The organism is Rhodopila sp. (assembly GCF_035548235.1).
Lineage (GTDB): Bacteria > Pseudomonadota > Alphaproteobacteria > Acetobacterales > Acetobacteraceae > Rhodopila.
In genome coordinates this window covers 1-15,149 of the sequence record NZ_DASZTJ010000136.1, presented here as the reverse complement: position 1 = coordinate 15,149, position 15,149 = coordinate 1, and the positions used below count along the sequence as shown (strand labels likewise).

Here is a 15,149-nt window from a genome sequence, read left to right as displayed (position 1 = left end):
GTCCGTCCAGTGCGAGACCTCGATGTTCCGGGGTATCGATCGCCGGACGGCACCGTCAGTTTTCCCCCCGCAGCGCCTTGAACCGGCCGATCAGGCCCGTGGTCGACCCGTCATGGAGGCCCGCTTCGGCGCCTGGCGACAGCTCTGGTAGGATACCGGTGGCAAGCTGCTTGCCCAGTTCTACGCCCCACTGATCGAAGCTATCGATACCCCAGAGACAGCCCTGTACCGCCACCTTGTGCTCATACAGTGCGATCAGGCGGCCCAAGGCGAAGGGCGTCAGGCGGTCGAACAGGATCGTATTGGACGGACGCTCGCCCACCGCGACGCGGTGCGGAGCGATGGTGTCGATCTCGGCGTCCGACACTCCCTTTGCTTTCATCTCTGCACGGATCGCCCCCTGCTGGCGACCAAGCATCAGCGCTTCGGCTTGGGCGAAAGCGTTGGCGGCAAGGGCGCGATGGGCCTCAGGGCGATTGTGATCGGCATTGGCCGCAAGGATGAAGTCGACCGGCACCTTACGGGTGCCCTGATGCACCAATTGCATAAAGCTGTGCTGGGCGTTCGTGCCGGGCTCGCCGAACAGCACGGGGCAGGTGTCCCATTCGGTCGAAGCGCCGGCCAGGATGACGTGTTTGCCGTTAGACTCCATCTCCACCTGCTGCAGGTGCGCGGGCAGGCGGCGCAGGCGGTCGTCATAGGCCAAGATGCAGAGGGACCCGCATCCCAGGGCGTTGGTGTTCCAGATGCCAGCCAAACCCAGCAATACTGGCAGGTTCTGGCGCAGCGGCGTGTCGCGGAAGTGCTGGTCCATCGCCCAGGCGCCGTCGAGCATCTGCTGAAACTTCTCCCAGCCTACAGTCATCGGGATGACCAGCCCGACTGGTGACCACAATGAGTAGCGTCCGCCCACCCAATCCTGGAAAGCGAAGACCCGTTCAGGGTTCATGCCGAACGCCTTGACCGCCGGCATGTTGGTGGACAGCGCGGCGAAATGTGACGCCACCGCCGCATCCCCCAACTTCCCCGTCACCCAGGTCCGAGCGGCGGCGGCATTCATGGACGTTTCGAGCGTGGTGAACGTCTTGGAGGCGACAAGAACGACAGTACGCGCGGGATCGAGCCCGTTCGTCACGTCCTGGAATCCGTGCCCGTCCACGTTTGAGATGAAATGTGCGTTCAGCCTTTGGTCGGTGCGGCCGATCGTCAGGGCCTCGGTCGCGACGCGGGGACCCAGATCCGACCCTCCGATGCCGATCGTGAGGACATCGGTGAATGTTTCGCCGGTCGCGCCCCTGATCTCGCCCATGTGCACGGCGGTGACGAAGGCCTTCATCTTATCGCGTTCGGCAGCGGCTATGCGCGCGGCGTCTTCGGTGCCGCGGGGCATGATGGCCTTCAGGCCGGAATCGGCTGGTGCGCGCAGGGCCATGTGCATGGCGGCGCGGTGTTCGGTCTGATTCACGGGTTCGCCGGCGAACAAGCGACGGCGGAAATCTTCCAACTTCGCGGTCTCGGCCAGTGCAAACAAGGCATCGAGCGCCGTGTCGTCGATCGACGTTTTGGAGTAGTCCAATGTCAAGTCCTGGAACGACGCCGAATAGCGTTCAGCGCGCTTGGGATCGGCGGCGAACAAGGGCGTGATTTTATCCCCGTCCGGCCGCTGAGCCAGCTGGCGGAGACGGGCAAATCCGGCCTTTCGGTCCGGAAACGGAACGGGCTGGGTCATCCCATGACTATAGGGCGGCGGAGCGTGGCAGGCGATAGTATGACCCGGTGCATCGTCCGTCCGGTTCGGCTATAGTCGCCGAAAACCAGGGAGATCCGGCCATGAAGCCCCAGTTCCAACTTGGAAAAATCGGCCATGTTGCGTTGTACGTCGCGGATGTGCAGGCGTCCAAGCGGTTTTACACCGAGGTACTGGGCTTCGAGGTTTCGGATGAAATGCCGGATCCCATGGTACCGGGCGGCGCCGTGTTCCTGCGCTGCAACCCAGATCACCATGGCATAGCGCTATTCCGCGCCGGGAGTTCGAACCCAGCGGATGCCGGCCTTAATCATATCGCGTTCGAGGTTCCTACGCTCGATGACGTTTTCCGTGCACGGGCGCATCTGCGCCGGCACAATGTGCCGATCGATTTCGAGGGTCGGCGACGGGCAGGGGTGCAGATCGCCGTGGAGTTCCGCGATCCAGATAACCATCGGCTGGAGATCTATTGGGGTATCGACCAGATCCAGCCGGGTGAGGCGTCGCGACCCGCTGATCAATGGAAAGGCGTAAAGAGCCTGGAGGCGGCGATCGCCGACCCCGTGGTCGGCCAAGATACACGATTGCAGGATCCAAGCGTATTGCACGCTTGAAACTGGCTTTCGAACGTTCGTGCTTTGCTCCAGTCCAGTTCGTCATGATATCGTTGAGCGATGGGATACTGGGGTAAGATCATCGGCGGAACGGCGGGATTTTTCGTCGGTGGTCCGTACGGGGCTGTGATCGGCGCGGCCTTGGGCCATGCCGCAGATTCCGGCAACGTGAACGTCTTGCGTCGGTCGATCCCGTCGTCCGGCTTCAGCGCGGCCCGCGTGGCAGGCATGTTTGGGCGGCGGGACGAGGTCTTCGCGGTCTCTGTCACCGTCCTTGCCGCCAAGCTGGCGAAATGCGACGGGCCGGTGAAGCGAGCGGAGATCGACGCATTCAAGCGGCAGTTCCGCGTACCTCCGGCTTCGGCCCAGGGGATCGGACGGTTGTTCGATCAGGCGCGCGACAGCGGCGACAATTTCGAGACCTATGCTGCGCAACTCGCCGAGAGCTTCGACGACAATCGCGGTGTCCTGGAGCAGGTGCTGAACGCGCTGTTCATCATCGCTCGGTCGGACGGCCCGCTGAATATCCGGGAGCAGGACTATCTGCGCCGCGTCCATCATCGCTTCGGATTGGACCAGGTGGCATGGGATCGGGCGTTCGGGACGTCCTCGCCACCCGCGCACGCGGTGCAGGCGGCCGATGCATACCATGAACTGGGGATGCCGCGCAGCGCAAGCGGGGAGGAATTGCGCGCGGCCTGGAAGCGGCTGATGCGGGAGAATCACCCCGACTCCTTGGCTGCCCGGGGAGTGCCCCCGGAGTTCATTGCGCGCGCCAGCGAGAAAGTGGCGCGGATCAACGCCGCCTGGGATCGCATCAAGCGGGAGCGGGGGCTTTGAACGAACGGGGGCCGTCGTCGTTTCCACGGCTGGTTGGGATGCCGGTGGGGGTCAAGGTGCATCCCGTGTCGGACCGGCCATCCTTGCCGGTCGTCGATCTGCCCAGTCCAAACCACGACGAGCGTAACGGTGTGCCTGTGGACATGCTGATCTTGCACTATACCGGCATGAAATCAGCGCAAGATGCGTTGGACCGGTTGCGTGATCCGGCGGCCCAGGTGTCCTCGCATTACGTCGTAGATGAGGATGGGACGGTGTTCCGACTGGTGCCGGAGGAACGGCGGGCTTGGCACGCCGGCGTTTCCTACTGGCGTGGACATACTGCGTTGAACGGACGTTCGATCGGGATCGAGATCGTCAATCCCGGACATGAGTGGGGATATCGGGATTTCCCGGTACTTCAGATGGCGGCGGTGTGTGATCTGTGCCTAGGAGTGCTGGCGCGCCACCCGATCCCGGCGCGGAATGTGGTCGCCCACAGTGACGTGGCCCCAGACCGGAAGGAGGATCCGGGCGAACTGTTCGACTGGCAGGGACTGGCGGAGAACGGTGTCGGGCTGTGGCCGGAGGAATCTCCCGCTATGGGCATTCGTGGCGCGGTGCGAGACGCAGAATCGCTGCGGCCGGTACGGGCGGCGTTGCGGGAAATCGGATATCAGGCGGCGGCGGAAGGCGCCCTGGACCCGGCTTTATCGTTGGTGCTGCGGGCATTTCAGCGGCATTGGCGGCCGGAGGCAGTGACCGGGCAGGCGGACGATGGGACGCTGGTCCGCCTGCTAGATGTGCAGAAGTTGATACGAAGTGGTTGACGGGTGCAGGGGAGGGGCGTAGATGCCGCCGTCCACCCGGATGGCGGCGTAGCTCAGCGGTAGAGCAGGGGAATCATAATCCCTTGGTCGGCGGTTCAAATCCGTCCGCCGCTACCATCCGAAAAGCCAGTTATATCAACTGATTAGGGCCGCCGAGAGGTGGCCCTTTTGCTGCAAACCTTGTTGCAGTGTGTCGCAAGGAAAACCGAGGAATATCAATGGCTCGCAACGTGTAGCGGCAAGTCCATGCGACATGGGTGCGACACGGCCACGCATCGCAAGCCGGATTCCGCCCACACCACTTTAGAAAACGAAAATGTATCAAATGACGACGCGATTCTAGTTATTGACTCGAATCGCGTTTATCCCCCTTTATTCGCAAGGTGCCGCTACCAGTCCAACTTACTCCGAGTCGCTTGCAATGCACCTTTGAGGCGGGCGCATGGGGCGATCCGGAGCAGGTGGCTCTATCCACCCGGAGTTGGTGCGATGCACGCAACTACGAAGCCAAAGGACGTTCACGTATGCCAGTACGTGCGCGTCCGGTTTGGTCGTGTGGAGTCAGTGCGCGAGCATTGGCGCTCACGGCCACGGCAGCTCGAACTGCCGTTCTAGTGTGATGTGAATCGGAAGAGGTGGCGGCACCACCCCTCGCCCTCTAGAGAATCGATGGATGCCCGCTTGTCAAGTGGTGCTTTTGGGGGGACTCAGATCTGAGGAACCGCAGGAATTCCTGCAGTTCAGTCGCCAGACCGCCTACAGCAGCCCCGCCACCCGCGGTGCCATCCGCCGCCTTCGATTTTGATACGCCCGGAACTCGGCCTCGCGCTCATCCCGTGCCAGTCGCCCAGTCGTAAGGTCCGAGTGACACGGCCGGCAAATCAGCCACGTGTGCTCCAGATCGGGCTTCGACGCCGCATAGAAGTGGTCGAACTCCGCCCCCTCGGCCTTGCGACCATCGGCCCCGACGACCTCCCTGGATCCACAGCATGGACAGCGGCCGCCCAGCGCAGCGATGGCCGCGACGTGCTGGCGCTTCACCGCCTCCTTGATCTCCCGGCGCTGCCTGGCGATGTGCTGCTTCAGGACCGCGACGTCCCGGGCCACGGCCTCGACCTGCTGTGAGACGCGCAGGATCGCCGACAGGAAGCGGTCGTCGGGGGTGGGTGCCTCGAAACTTAACCGAGGCTGGGAAGCCATAGGGGTCTCTCCTTCAAGCAGAGCAAAGGGCGGCTAGGCCGAAGCCTGCCGCCCAGGGGGTAGAGAAATCGCGCGCCTCGGCGTTATCGCTCTGCGTCACGATCGGGATGGTTCCGCCAGAATGCGAGGGCGAACCTCCGAAGAGCGGCGACCTCGTCCGGAGTCAGGCGGACTTCCTCAGTCTCAGGACTGCACCCGGTGGATGGTGGGTCGGGATCGCGTGGGGCGGTGCTACGGAAGGCGATGATCTCTGCTGTCATGACGGGGCCTCCAGCGGCGCCGCGTGATCCGCCGCCGCTCCAGTTTCTCCTCCCCACCCCGTTTCCGCCGGCGGTGCATGGGCATCCAGGTAGCGAGCAAGGTCTGTTTCGCCGATCTGGTTCAGATCCAGCCTGGTCTCCGCCACCAGCGCACGAACGATGCCGCCCAGCGAGAGTTGCACCTTCCGAAGGTCTCTCTTGAGGTAGAAGGCGTCATCCTCATCGAGCATCCGGCCTATGCCATAAAACAGCACTGCGCCCTGGATTGCAGCTTCTGTCAGGCTGGTTGGTGAGGACGCGATGATCAGATCCTCCAAGGCGCAGCACTCGTCCAGCAGACGGGAAGCGGCCTGCTTGGCGGGTGTGCTCTTCAACACGAGCTGATCGACGTTGTTTTCCAGACGATAGCGTTCGACCGCGGCTGCATTCAGGCGCAGAGCGGCCTTGCGAATCGGTATGGCGGGATAGGGCGCGCTCATGCCTGCACCTGTGCCATCTGCGCCAGTACGGCGCGGGCCAAATCCTCGCCGGAGTGCTGACTGTCCGCGACCAACTCCAATGCCTCCAGGGCGCTTCTGGCCTTGGCTTTGAGGCCCTGATGGGATGTCGCAGGGATGTCGATCATCTCACGCATGCAGTCCCACCAGTCGGCGTTGGCGGCCTCGCCTTCCTCGGAATCTATTTCGCCGGCATTCCAGGCGTGGATCCGTCCTGTCAAATGGTGGAACTCATCCGCCAGCGCGAGAAGCTCGGCATCTGTCGCGGATGAAGCTGGCAGTGCCTCGGCAGTTGCAGGTCCAGCCACCGCCGGCCCAGTGAGGCCAGCGGTCAGGGCGGCGAGGCTGAACCGCATGGCGAAGCGGCGGGTGGGTGGACTATGGTCGTGTTTACCCTGAAGCATGGTGTGATCCCCGTGTTGATGGTTAGGCCGGGTGAGGGAGCTTCCACCTTCCCGCCCGGCCGCTCACATGATTGGAATGCAATCACCTGATTATCAAGACACCATCATTCGATTGCGTCAACATCGAATGAGCGTAGAATCATCACATGATCGATTCTCGTCAGTGCAAAATGGCTCGGGTAGCGCTTGGTTGGAGCGCCGCAAAGTTGGCTGGAGCCGCGAAGGTCGGGGTAGCCACCGTCAACCGGTTTGAGTCCGGAGCGGCAACACCGATCCCTGCCACTCTGGCAGCGATTGAGCGCGCCCTCGAAGCCGCCGGGGTCGAGTTCATCCCGGAGAACGGCGGCGGGGCTGGCGTGCGGTTGAGGAAGGCTTCTTGACACGAATCGGCCCCCAATCACATGTCTGAGCGTTGGAGCTGTAGGATGGGGTTAAATGCCAGCCCGGATCGTGGAGGACTTTCCTCGCCCGGATAGCGTGGATAAGAAATACACGAATCGTCATTTCATTGACGAACGAATGGATAAGGCTGTCTTTTCTGCATTCACCTTTGAGTTCTGTACATTTGAGAAAATTGGACTGAGAGATGCCGAGTTCGTGCATTGTGAGTTTAAGCATTGTGAGTTTATCGACTGCTATCTAGTGGGAGGAACCTATCGACATTGCAATTTTCATGGTTCTGTATTCCGAGAATGCCAGTTCTCCTGGGCTAGTTTTCCAGATACACAAATCAACTACACGCGCTTCTTTGGAGGCGCACCGGTTCTTATTCAGGTCGCTGACCAAAAGCCGCGCGATCCGCAGAATGCGGCGAAATTCTTCCGAAATCTTGCAGTCGAGCACCAAACTATTGGAAATTGGCAAGAAGTAGATCGTCTAATAAAGCAGAGCTATAAGGAGCGAGAGCGACACTTCTGGTATGCATTCATTGGACAAGATGATCACTACCGAAAGCATTATGATGGCTCAAAAAGAGTGCGATATGGGTTTCGCTGGATTGCTTCTAAAATCAACGGCATGGTGTGGGGATATGGTGTGTCTTGGGCATCGTTCGCACGTAGCCTAGCCATATTTGGCCTAATAATATTACCGTTGGTAAATGCTTTAACTGGATCATTGAGAGATCAATCTAAATACTTCTGGACGCAGCAGCCGGTTGGAGATGTCCTTCGTTATCTGAAAATGCTATATAAAACCTCGGCTGAGGCATTTCTACCGTTCATTCCAACCAATCTACTCTCTCCTAGCTCTGACTTAATTTTACCTCCCTTCATGGTCATTTCTGAAGCTCTTTTGGGCACGATATTTATCGCACTGTTTGCATCGCTTTTGTTCCGAGCCTCCTCAAAGGGCACATAGTTATGCCTTGACATGCATGTGCCACGTCAGTAACCTATAAAAGTTTCACCAAATCTGGCGGAATCATTGTTTGGATTGGTGATTGCACGAATTTTACCATTAATTCCGTATCTTGACGGTTTCACACCGCCAACTGTGAGACCGTGACCGAGGCATTGCCGCCCGTGCGGTTCTCGATTTTGATCGTCACTGACCGGTCCTTGAACTGGCTGGCATACTGACTGCCCGCGCCGCCCAGCACGCTGCCGATGTAGCGCTGCGTCTCCTGAGGCAGATGGGCACGCCAGTTCTGGCCATAGGTCGCCAGGTCGTTCATCACGTTGCCGGGTCCCCAGTTATAGGCCGCCACCGCCTGCTCGATGTTGCCGTTGAAGCGGCTGAGCAGGTCGCGGAAGTAGCGACCGGCCGCGGCGCGGGATTGCACGGGGTCGAAGACGCTGCCGTGTCCGTATTGCGCCCAGGTGCTGTCCATGAACTGGAACAGGCCCTTGGCGCCCGCAGGGGACACCGCATTGGGATTGTTGTGGGACTCGACCCAGGCCACCCGATCGAGCAGGCCTGCGGGGAGGCCACCGCTACCGCCGGTCCGGAAGGTCGCCGGCATGAACAGACTTCGGCCCGGACGATAGGCGCCGGGCGTCACGTAGTTCCAGGCGCCGGATCCAGATCCCGACCGACCGGGCGAAGGGCTGTCCGAGGACGCGCCGGACTTCCACCCGAAATACTCGTCGAGCGCTCGAAACCAAGGGTGCCGTTTGTCGAATTCGTCGGCCCAGTGCGATAGCTTGGAACCGCCCCAACCGGCGCCGGCCCCGAGTGCCGCGCCAAATGGACCGCCGAGAATCCAGCCCAGCACACCGCCACCCGCCTCATTCTCGACCGTCTTGGTATCCAGGGCGCCCAGTTTTTTCAGCGCCCAGCTTATATCCTCGGCGAGCTGCTTCACCCCCTGGCCGAAGGTCTGCACGTCGGTTTTGAACTCAGGGGTGCCCACGAACTTGGCAAAGCCCTCAAGTCCGTTCGCCACGTCCCCGATCAGGGTTTTCACCTCGTCGGAGCGGCCGAGGGACTCAACGAGATGGGTCAGCCCAACAGACACGTCCCCGATCGGCTTGGCCAGATCGGTCAGGGCGACCGTGAAGGTCTTCTCGATGGTGGCCGCCGCACGGTTCAACTGGACCTGCAGGTCCTGCCACGCCTTCTGCTGCTGCTGGGTGAGGTCGAGGGTCCGGGCATCGATCTGCTGCTGGCGTAGGATGCTGTCGAATTCCGCGCGCGGCGTGTTGGCCACGCGGTTGGCGGTTTCACCGTTGAAACCAAATTGGCCCAGGCCATACTGCTGCGTCACGAGGCCCCGCAGCGCCGGGTCCGTCCTGTCCAGCAGGCTCCTGTAGGCCCGCATCACATCGATCGCCGCCTGGGCCGTGCCCTTGCGCTCCTCGGCCTGGGCGTTCAGCCCCAGGGCCGCAAAGGGCGCCGTCTTCGTGGGATCATGCAACGCCTCGTTGACGCCGCCCAGCAGTGCACCAGGGTCGACGAGGCGCCCCAGGTTCAGGCTGCTGGCCGTCAATTGCCCCGGCGTGACACCCAGGCCCAGGGCGCTGCGGCGCTGATTGCCGGCCGAGACCGCTAGGCGCTCGATGCCGAACAGGCCGCCGGCCCCCAGGACGCCCGAGATGACGCCCGTGATGGACGCCCAGCGCAGCAGCGATCGCGTGCTGTCAGCGATCTTGGACGCAAACGACCCGGCGTTCTTGGCCAGGTCGCGCCATGCGTGAGCCTGCCGTTCAGACGCGTTGGTCGAGCGGTCCAGTTGATTGGCCGCCTCTTTCTCTGCAGCGGCCGTAAGTCGGGTCTGTGCCAGTCGCGCCTTGGAGGACTCGACCATCTTCTGAAACGATTCACGCGAGCCGTCGATCTCTTGGGTGACTTTGGACCAGTCGGACGACGAGTTTTTCAGCAGCCGCTGGTAGGCCTGGAACTGCTCGCGGAATTTTTGAAAGGCCGAGTCGTTGATGTCGATGTCGATGATCGATTTCACAGCCATCACACATGCCCCAGAAGGCCGCCGGGGCCGGTTTGAACCTGCTGTTGGATCAGCACGCACTGTGCCGTGGTGTTCCACGACGCAGCGTCAGGCTGGCGAGAATTGCCGAAGTGATGAAGGTGCATAACCTTGAAATTGCCAGAGAACGTGAGGCGGTTTGGGATGCCAGGCGGGACGGCACCTAGTTGTGTGGTGAACAGTGCTGGTGGCAATTGGATGACGTCGCCGATCTGAAGGTCGGCTCGCAACACGAACTTGACCGATATCTGATTGGGAGCGAACCAAGTCGGTTGGCCGATCAGGTCCTGGAAGGCGATTTGTTTGGGCGGCGGCGTAACCGTCCCGTCGATCACCAAGATCGTGTCGCCATTCGTGGAGATTATGACACCGTCGTAATTGTCGTCCGTGATGATCGAGAGTGAAAGTTGGTAGATAAAGTCGGCAAAGTCTCCCAGCGTTTGGTAGTATCCCACTTGGTCGTAGCCGATTACCAGTTTGGGACTGATCTGTACTTTGGCCGGATACTTCGGCATCCCCACGGCGAGCGTCTGCTTAATGGCATCGGCCAAGGGTGTCCCGGCCTTCCACGAGAACGGGAAGTTGCCCGGCTTTTCATAGGTTCCGGCAAAGTCACCGCCGGGTTTCAGGATCATGTCGATCGTCTGGTCGGTGCCCACCCAGTTGCCATACGCTTGCCAGACTTGCCCCCGCACCAATAGTCCCGCCTGGGCGGGATTGGCCAGCGGCAGCCCTCTGGCCATGCCGCCATAGATCGAGACCGTCAGGCCGTTCAGGTTGGCCGTGCTGCCGATATCCTCCAGGCCAAGGCCCCAGACGCGAAGCCACGCGTTGTTGTCCGGGTTCGCGTAGTTCGCCATTGGCAGGTCGAATTCGACCAGCAGCGCCGCCGGGTTGGTGAGGCCATACTGAGGCGTCTGCGGCCCCTGGGGGAGTAGACTCGTGAGGACCTGGCCATTCAGCGATTTGAATGTGTAGGCCGTGCCATCGGGCTTGGCGAACTCTATGCGGTAGTAGCGCACAGATACCTCCTCCAGGGCCGCAACGCCTCGTCCAAGGGTTTGCGCGCTGCGGCTTCCCGGTGCCACTCGGTGGGGGCAAACAGGTCCAGCTTTTCGTTCAGCCGCAGCGTTCCCTGGAGTGCGAGCCACTTATGGGCCTGCACGGTTTCAGCATCGAGAATGGCCTCGGCCAAGTCGTCGGCTTGGGCCTTAATCTGCTCAGCGATGTCCGTCACGCCGCTGTCCTCGGAAGGGTGTCCGGCGTTCGCGCCAGAGCCGCCAAGTGCCGCTCGGATGGCTCGAACTGGTGAAACGCGCGCGCGTCTCTTAGTGCGGTGCGCAGCGCGAACCAATGATTCCCATCGACTTGATCGCTGTTGAGAATGATGTCGCTTAAGTGGTCGGCCCACGACCGTAGTAAAAGCGCAACATCGGGAGAAATTTGGGGTTCCATATCAATACCTTATAATAATCAGGCCGCCGTATCCGTCCGCTCCGGGGTTGCCGTTGGCGCCGCCCGAGCCGCCCACGCCGGGGGACGACGGGCTGCTGCCGGCACCGTTGCTGATCGGCGGCGGCGGCGAACAGAAGGTCGAGCCGCCCTGGCTTCCAAACCCGACGCCAGCGATTTGCAGGCCGTTTATGCCCTCCAGCCCTGGAATGTTCACCGCCCCACCCACGGCCGTCCCAGGTGTTGAGGGAATGAGCTGTGCCCCGCTCGTCGCCCCTAGGCCGCCGCTGCCGCCCGTTGCCGTGGCGAGGGTCCCAAACGACGTCGTGCCGCCGCTAGTCCCAGTTCCTGATCCGGATGCGCCGATCCCGGCTGCCCCAATCGTGATTGGAATGACAGCCCCAGGTGTGACGGGGTACACGCCCTCGAAATAACCCGCGCCCGCGCCCCCCACGGCTGCACCGCCCACGGCGGACGCGCCACCGCCACCGCCGCCCGCACCCCAGCCGTGCACGTAGACCGAGGTCACGCCAGGCGGTACAGTGAATGTGCCGGATGTGAAAAACGCCTGCATCCCTTGCTGTGGCCATTGCATCATCTGCGACATCACGGCCGCCGTCAGAAGATTCTGCGCCAAGTCCCCGGCATTGAAAGCCGCAGCGGTCGTCCCTTCCTGGCCTCGCACGACGGTCACGGTGTTGCCGCTGCGCGCCGTGCAATGGGTGATCTCGAATATCGAGGAGTTCGATGCGCTGATCAGAGTGAGAGGGAAGAACTGACCAGCAGCCGGGGTTGGAAACGAGGCGCCATTGACCAACGTGATGGACGTCTGGCTGGACGTGATGGTCGCAGCAAGGGTCGTTGTGTCGTTGTTCGCGAATACGGCGATATTGGCCATTGTAGCTCCGTCTTAGGGACTGGCGCGTCTCACGACGGGCCGTTCAGTCGTTACGCCACCGTGGTCTCCGGATCGCGGCGGGGCAACGCCGCTTCGATGCGATACGCCAGATCGGGGACTCCGCGCAGTATCGCCTGCAAAGCCGTCAGCAGGTCGATGGCGTCCCTGGTCTCCGCCGCCGTCAACTTCCGGCCGCCCAACGAGTTGAGCAGAGCGGTAAGGGTCGCCGCGTGTTTGTCTTGAAGCGCCTGAGCGGCTGCTGGGATATCCATCACTGTTACTCCGCGACCGGACCGGTGAACCACAAGGACATTGTGCCGGCGGTGGTGCCCGTCATCGTGGCATAGAGTCCGTGCACGTACGAAGTGTTCGGCATGGCCACGCCGCCGGTCTGCGCCAGCGCAAACGAGGCAAGCACCGTTCCGGTGTTGTCGATGCCGTCGTAAATTGTGCAGACGCAATCTGCGGAACCCGCGTTCCGGACAACGGGTGGAAACGGAATGATCCCCCCGCCGACAGATAGCAGCACGCCCCCGATTTCGCTGAGAACTCCGAGGTTGTTGGCGATCGCAGAGGTTCGTGGGGTGATTGCCATCGTCAATCCCTCATCACCACGACGCGCTCACCGGGTTTCAACACCGTTGTCACCGTCCGCGACTGAATGTCCTGGTAGGTCTCCGAATTCTCACCCCGCGTCAGTTCCGACCGGATCTTCCCACGGATACCCGTCCCCATAAATTCTTTCATCCAGCTCATGTTATCTCCAAAATATTGGACCGCCGGCCGCACCCCTGTCACGGGATCAAGCTGGACCAGCTTGCCCCATAGCCGTCCGGACTGTGCGGCGTCGGGCGTCTGCTCGAAGCCGCGCTGGCGCATGGCGGCGTCGCAGCGGCTCATGCCCTCGGTATCGCCGATCCTTTTGTAGTTGCCGTGGATTTTCTCCAGCACGTCGAGCGGCAACTTGACCAAAACGTCGTTGGGAGCGTGTCCGCTCATTCCGGCCTCCGAATATATCCGCAAGCACCGGGAGTATAGAAAAATTGCATCCACGCCAGATTGTCGCCGGTCCACGTCGTGATTGTGCGACCTGCCTCGTCTTTGTGCTTGTGCTGACGAAGAACCCCGCGCTGCACCGGGGCGGTGCGTGCGGCATGGACAGCATCGTTGAACACCTCTTCCATGCCCCAATCGAGAAGATTACTAGGCAAGGTCTCGAACTTTTTGTCCTTGTATCGGGGCGAATGAGGCGAGAAGGTTTCGATCAGGTGCCGCTTGAACTGTGTCGGCGTATCGCCCGGCAGTGGCTTCGGCGCCGTCGTCCCGATCTGCATCGCGCAAGCGTCCGCACGCGAGTAGGCGGCATCGAGGGCGGCAACGTCTTCGCCCGACAGGCCTATGCGGCTCACTTCCTGGTCGGCCTGCACGAGGCGATAATTCAGCCGCGCGCGGTCCATGTCTGTAGCAAAGCTCATCGGGGCGCACACTTCTCGACGGCGACACGGCGAGCATCGGCCAGCGCATCGGCATTGACCCGTTGTGCGGCCGTGTTCCTGGCGGAATGTTCGATGTGCAGCTTGAATGTTTCCATCAGAGATTTACAGAGGATTTCGTTTGCGTCCATGTTCTATCCCATCTGTTCCAGAGCAATACGCCGCGCCTCGGACAACGCCGCTTCCTGCCGTTCTTTCGCCTCAAGATGCCGGCGCGCATGTTCAGTTTGAAACCGCCCGACCTCGGCCGCTGGAGCGACGGCAGAGGTCGGGGATTCCACCAGCCGCGGCGCCTGAAAGGGGGCCTCCCGCTGGTCGACGGGGTTTTTCTGACCGAGGCACTGGCCGTCTGATCCTCGTCCGGCGGGCGAAGAGAAACCCGTCGAATTCTGAAAATGCTGCTCGAGTACGCGGGAGATCACCCAGGACCGCGACCGTTCCGCTGCCTCGGCGGCGGCATCCAAGTAAACGAAAAGTTCGGCCGGCAACGTGACGCTGGTGGCGATCTTGTTCGAAGTGCTCATGGGCAGAATATATGATGGTATCTTTGGATATTCAAGCACAAATCAAATGAACGTCTAGGTACAACTATGCATAACATTGAACAACTATACACAACGGCGCACGATTAGTCGCGTTTGTTCCCATCATCCGGCCGCCGAAGTGCGCATGGCCGATGAAGTGGATGGTGCGCTCGGATTGCCCGGTCTTGGCGGCGGTGTCTGCGGTGAACGCAGGCGCCAAGTTGGCGCTTGCGTTACCTTGGGCTTTGTTCGAACCGTGCGCGCCGGCAACATGCGCCCGCGTCTCCGGATGCAGCGCCTCGTATGCTTCCTTGCGGCGCTCTATCTTGGGAATTTCCCAAGATAATCCATCTGGTAATCATTACCAGATACCTGAGACCCGTACCGTCCAGCGTAACGGCACAATCTACCAGCAGAACACCGCCAACATCGGGCGGCGCCCGCTGGCTCAGCCCTCATCCGGCGTCCAGCCTTCCATCTCGATCGGGGATGCGAGCCGTCCCACATTGCAATCGGCGCAGCTCACTCGAAGAAATCTTCTGTCGAAACGGTGCTCCCAACCCTTGTCGGTGGCGATCGGGAAAACATGATCGACATGCAGCGAACGGCCGGGACTCGCCGTCGCACCGCACAAGGCGCACGCGGGCTTGCCCCCGTTCTGTGCGGCGCTCTCGGCTAGGACTGCGTATCGCACTCGGCGCCAGGCCAGCGAAGACCTGAACGCCCTTTTCCCAGCACGGTCCGGCCGGATGGCGCGACGCTCAGCCTCCCAGGCGTCGATTTCGGCCTGCTGCATCTGCTCTAAGAGACTACCTGGCGGCTGCCACATCGCGCTGCTGCTTCCGTCGTTGCACCCAGATCACAGCCCGCGTCTTCGGCCAGTCCCGACGCGGAATCTTGGCCTCGGCCAGCAGTTCCTCGATCCGCTGCCATGCCACCGAATTCGGCAAAGCCTGCGTCGCGGTCGCAAGATTTACGATAAGATCA

19 protein-coding genes and 1 tRNA gene are annotated in these 15,149 nt (G+C 61.4%); 6 read left to right on the top strand and 14 right to left on the bottom strand.

Annotation, left to right across the window (positions count from 1 at the left end):
• Window positions 1-55: 55 nt before the first annotated feature.
• Window positions 56-1,729: a glucose-6-phosphate isomerase gene (gene pgi / locus VHB27_RS12100; protein WP_325600676.1), complete on the bottom strand. Its 1,674-nt coding sequence runs from the start codon at window positions 1,727-1,729 to the stop codon at window positions 56-58.
• Window positions 1,730-1,830: 101 nt separating this feature from the next.
• Between pgi and VHB27_RS12095 the strand changes: the two genes are divergently transcribed.
• The 4 genes from VHB27_RS12095 (at window position 1,831) to VHB27_RS12080 (ending at window position 4,127) form a co-directional block, all read left to right on the top strand.
• Window positions 1,831-2,361: a VOC family protein gene (locus VHB27_RS12095; RefSeq protein WP_325600674.1), complete on the top strand. Its 531-nt coding sequence runs from the start codon at window positions 1,831-1,833 to the stop codon at window positions 2,359-2,361.
• Window positions 2,362-2,421: 60 nt separating this feature from the next.
• Window positions 2,422-3,201, top strand: a complete 780-nt coding sequence (locus VHB27_RS12090) for a TerB family tellurite resistance protein (RefSeq protein ID WP_325600672.1) — start codon at window positions 2,422-2,424, stop codon at window positions 3,199-3,201.
• Between the two features lie 143 nt (window positions 3,202-3,344).
• Window positions 3,345-4,010 (top strand): N-acetylmuramoyl-L-alanine amidase, encoded by a 666-nt coding sequence (locus VHB27_RS12085; protein ID WP_413788625.1) that lies wholly within the window; start codon window positions 3,345-3,347, stop codon window positions 4,008-4,010.
• A gap of 42 nt (window positions 4,011-4,052) precedes the next feature.
• A tRNA-Met gene (locus VHB27_RS12080) sits at window positions 4,053-4,127 on the top strand.
• A 639-nt stretch (window positions 4,128-4,766) separates the two neighbouring features.
• On the opposite strand, the gene VHB27_RS12075 is transcribed toward VHB27_RS12080, so the two are convergent.
• The 3 genes from VHB27_RS12075 to VHB27_RS12065 all read right to left on the bottom strand — a co-directional run bounded on the left by VHB27_RS12075 (window position 4,767) and on the right by VHB27_RS12065 (window position 6,371).
• Complete coding sequence (locus VHB27_RS12075) at window positions 4,767-5,210, bottom strand: hypothetical protein (RefSeq protein ID WP_325600668.1); 444 nt, start codon at window positions 5,208-5,210, stop codon at window positions 4,767-4,769.
• 256 nt (window positions 5,211-5,466) lie between these two features.
• Window positions 5,467-5,949 (bottom strand): hypothetical protein, encoded by a 483-nt coding sequence (locus tag VHB27_RS12070; RefSeq protein WP_325600666.1) that lies wholly within the window; start codon window positions 5,947-5,949, stop codon window positions 5,467-5,469.
• Window positions 5,946-6,371 (bottom strand): hypothetical protein, encoded by a 426-nt coding sequence (locus VHB27_RS12065; RefSeq protein WP_325600664.1) that lies wholly within the window; start codon window positions 6,369-6,371, stop codon window positions 5,946-5,948. Before VHB27_RS12065 ends, VHB27_RS12070 begins: the two co-directional genes overlap by 4 nt.
• 170 nt (window positions 6,372-6,541) lie before the next feature.
• Here VHB27_RS12065 and VHB27_RS12060 point away from each other — a divergent pair, with 170 nt between their 5' ends.
• Together VHB27_RS12060 and VHB27_RS12055 are read left to right on the top strand one after the other, a co-directional pair.
• Entirely contained in the window at window positions 6,542-6,751 is a 210-nt protein-coding gene (locus VHB27_RS12060) for a helix-turn-helix domain-containing protein (protein ID WP_408903995.1), read from the top strand.
• Between the two features lie 55 nt (window positions 6,752-6,806).
• Window positions 6,807-7,730 (top strand): pentapeptide repeat-containing protein, encoded by a 924-nt coding sequence (locus VHB27_RS12055; RefSeq protein WP_325600660.1) that lies wholly within the window; start codon window positions 6,807-6,809, stop codon window positions 7,728-7,730.
• 121 nt (window positions 7,731-7,851) lie between these two features.
• On the opposite strand, the gene VHB27_RS12050 is transcribed toward VHB27_RS12055, so the two are convergent.
• The 10 genes from VHB27_RS12050 to VHB27_RS12005 form a co-directional block, all read right to left on the bottom strand.
• Window positions 7,852-9,777 (bottom strand): lytic transglycosylase domain-containing protein, encoded by a 1,926-nt coding sequence (locus VHB27_RS12050; RefSeq protein ID WP_325600658.1) that lies wholly within the window; start codon window positions 9,775-9,777, stop codon window positions 7,852-7,854.
• The gene (locus VHB27_RS12045) at window positions 9,777-10,817 is read right to left on the bottom strand and encodes a hypothetical protein (protein WP_325600656.1); all 1,041 of its coding nucleotides are present in this window, start codon (window positions 10,815-10,817) and stop codon (window positions 9,777-9,779) included. The genes VHB27_RS12050 and VHB27_RS12045 overlap by 1 nt, the downstream gene beginning before the upstream one ends.
• Complete coding sequence (locus VHB27_RS12040) at window positions 10,799-11,032, bottom strand: hypothetical protein (protein WP_325600654.1); 234 nt, start codon at window positions 11,030-11,032, stop codon at window positions 10,799-10,801. Before VHB27_RS12040 ends, VHB27_RS12045 begins: the two co-directional genes overlap by 19 nt.
• Window positions 11,033-11,251: 219 nt before the next feature.
• Complete coding sequence (locus tag VHB27_RS12035) at window positions 11,252-12,145, bottom strand: hypothetical protein (protein WP_325600652.1); 894 nt, start codon at window positions 12,143-12,145, stop codon at window positions 11,252-11,254.
• 50 nt (window positions 12,146-12,195) lie between these two features.
• The gene (locus VHB27_RS12030; protein ID WP_325600650.1) at window positions 12,196-12,417 is read right to left on the bottom strand and encodes a hypothetical protein; all 222 of its coding nucleotides are present in this window, start codon (window positions 12,415-12,417) and stop codon (window positions 12,196-12,198) included.
• 5 nt (window positions 12,418-12,422) lie between these two features.
• On the bottom strand, window positions 12,423-12,740 hold the full coding sequence (locus VHB27_RS12025; protein ID WP_325600648.1) for a hypothetical protein: 318 nt from the start codon (window positions 12,738-12,740) through the stop codon (window positions 12,423-12,425).
• Window positions 12,741-12,742: 2 nt separating this feature from the next.
• The gene (locus tag VHB27_RS12020; RefSeq protein ID WP_325600647.1) at window positions 12,743-13,144 is read right to left on the bottom strand and encodes a hypothetical protein; all 402 of its coding nucleotides are present in this window, start codon (window positions 13,142-13,144) and stop codon (window positions 12,743-12,745) included.
• Window positions 13,141-13,620, bottom strand: coding sequence for a hypothetical protein (locus tag VHB27_RS12015; protein WP_325600645.1), 480 nt, complete (start codon window positions 13,618-13,620; stop codon window positions 13,141-13,143). The genes VHB27_RS12020 and VHB27_RS12015 overlap by 4 nt, the downstream gene beginning before the upstream one ends.
• On the bottom strand, window positions 13,617-13,769 hold the full coding sequence (locus VHB27_RS12010) for a hypothetical protein (protein WP_325600643.1): 153 nt from the start codon (window positions 13,767-13,769) through the stop codon (window positions 13,617-13,619). Before VHB27_RS12010 ends, VHB27_RS12015 begins: the two co-directional genes overlap by 4 nt.
• Before the next feature lie 3 nt (window positions 13,770-13,772).
• On the bottom strand, window positions 13,773-14,162 hold the full coding sequence (locus VHB27_RS12005) for a hypothetical protein (RefSeq protein ID WP_325600640.1): 390 nt from the start codon (window positions 14,160-14,162) through the stop codon (window positions 13,773-13,775).
• Between the last annotated feature and the right edge of the window lie 987 nt (window positions 14,163-15,149).

Excerpts from the sequence above, each read along its gene's own strand:
- pgi (WP_325600676.1), bottom strand. The coding sequence starts at position 1,729 with ATGACCCAGCCCGTTCCGTTTCCGGACCGAAAGGCCGGATTTGCCCGT.
- VHB27_RS12095 (WP_325600674.1), top strand. The coding sequence starts at position 1,831 with ATGAAGCCCCAGTTCCAACTTGGAAAAATCGGCCATGTTGCGTTGTAC.
- VHB27_RS12090 (WP_325600672.1), top strand. The coding sequence starts at position 2,422 with ATGGGATACTGGGGTAAGATCATCGGCGGAACGGCGGGATTTTTCGTC.
- VHB27_RS12085 (WP_413788625.1), top strand. The coding sequence starts at position 3,345 with ATGCTGATCTTGCACTATACCGGCATGAAATCAGCGCAAGATGCGTTG.
- VHB27_RS12075 (WP_325600668.1), bottom strand. The coding sequence starts at position 5,210 with ATGGCTTCCCAGCCTCGGTTAAGTTTCGAGGCACCCACCCCCGACGAC.
- VHB27_RS12070 (WP_325600666.1), bottom strand. The coding sequence starts at position 5,949 with ATGAGCGCGCCCTATCCCGCCATACCGATTCGCAAGGCCGCTCTGCGC.
- VHB27_RS12065 (WP_325600664.1), bottom strand. The coding sequence starts at position 6,371 with ATGCTTCAGGGTAAACACGACCATAGTCCACCCACCCGCCGCTTCGCC.
- VHB27_RS12060 (WP_408903995.1), top strand. The coding sequence starts at position 6,542 with ATGGCTCGGGTAGCGCTTGGTTGGAGCGCCGCAAAGTTGGCTGGAGCC.
- VHB27_RS12055 (WP_325600660.1), top strand. The coding sequence starts at position 6,807 with ATGCCAGCCCGGATCGTGGAGGACTTTCCTCGCCCGGATAGCGTGGAT.
- VHB27_RS12050 (WP_325600658.1), bottom strand. The coding sequence starts at position 9,777 with ATGGCTGTGAAATCGATCATCGACATCGACATCAACGACTCGGCCTTT.
- VHB27_RS12035 (WP_325600652.1), bottom strand. The coding sequence starts at position 12,145 with ATGGCCAATATCGCCGTATTCGCGAACAACGACACAACGACCCTTGCT.
- VHB27_RS12030 (WP_325600650.1), bottom strand. The coding sequence starts at position 12,417 with ATGGATATCCCAGCAGCCGCTCAGGCGCTTCAAGACAAACACGCGGCG.
- VHB27_RS12025 (WP_325600648.1), bottom strand. The coding sequence starts at position 12,740 with ATGGCAATCACCCCACGAACCTCTGCGATCGCCAACAACCTCGGAGTT.
- VHB27_RS12020 (WP_325600647.1), bottom strand. The coding sequence starts at position 13,144 with ATGAGCGGACACGCTCCCAACGACGTTTTGGTCAAGTTGCCGCTCGAC.
- VHB27_RS12015 (WP_325600645.1), bottom strand. The coding sequence starts at position 13,620 with ATGAGCTTTGCTACAGACATGGACCGCGCGCGGCTGAATTATCGCCTC.
- VHB27_RS12010 (WP_325600643.1), bottom strand. The coding sequence starts at position 13,769 with ATGGACGCAAACGAAATCCTCTGTAAATCTCTGATGGAAACATTCAAG.
- VHB27_RS12005 (WP_325600640.1), bottom strand. The coding sequence starts at position 14,162 with ATGAGCACTTCGAACAAGATCGCCACCAGCGTCACGTTGCCGGCCGAA.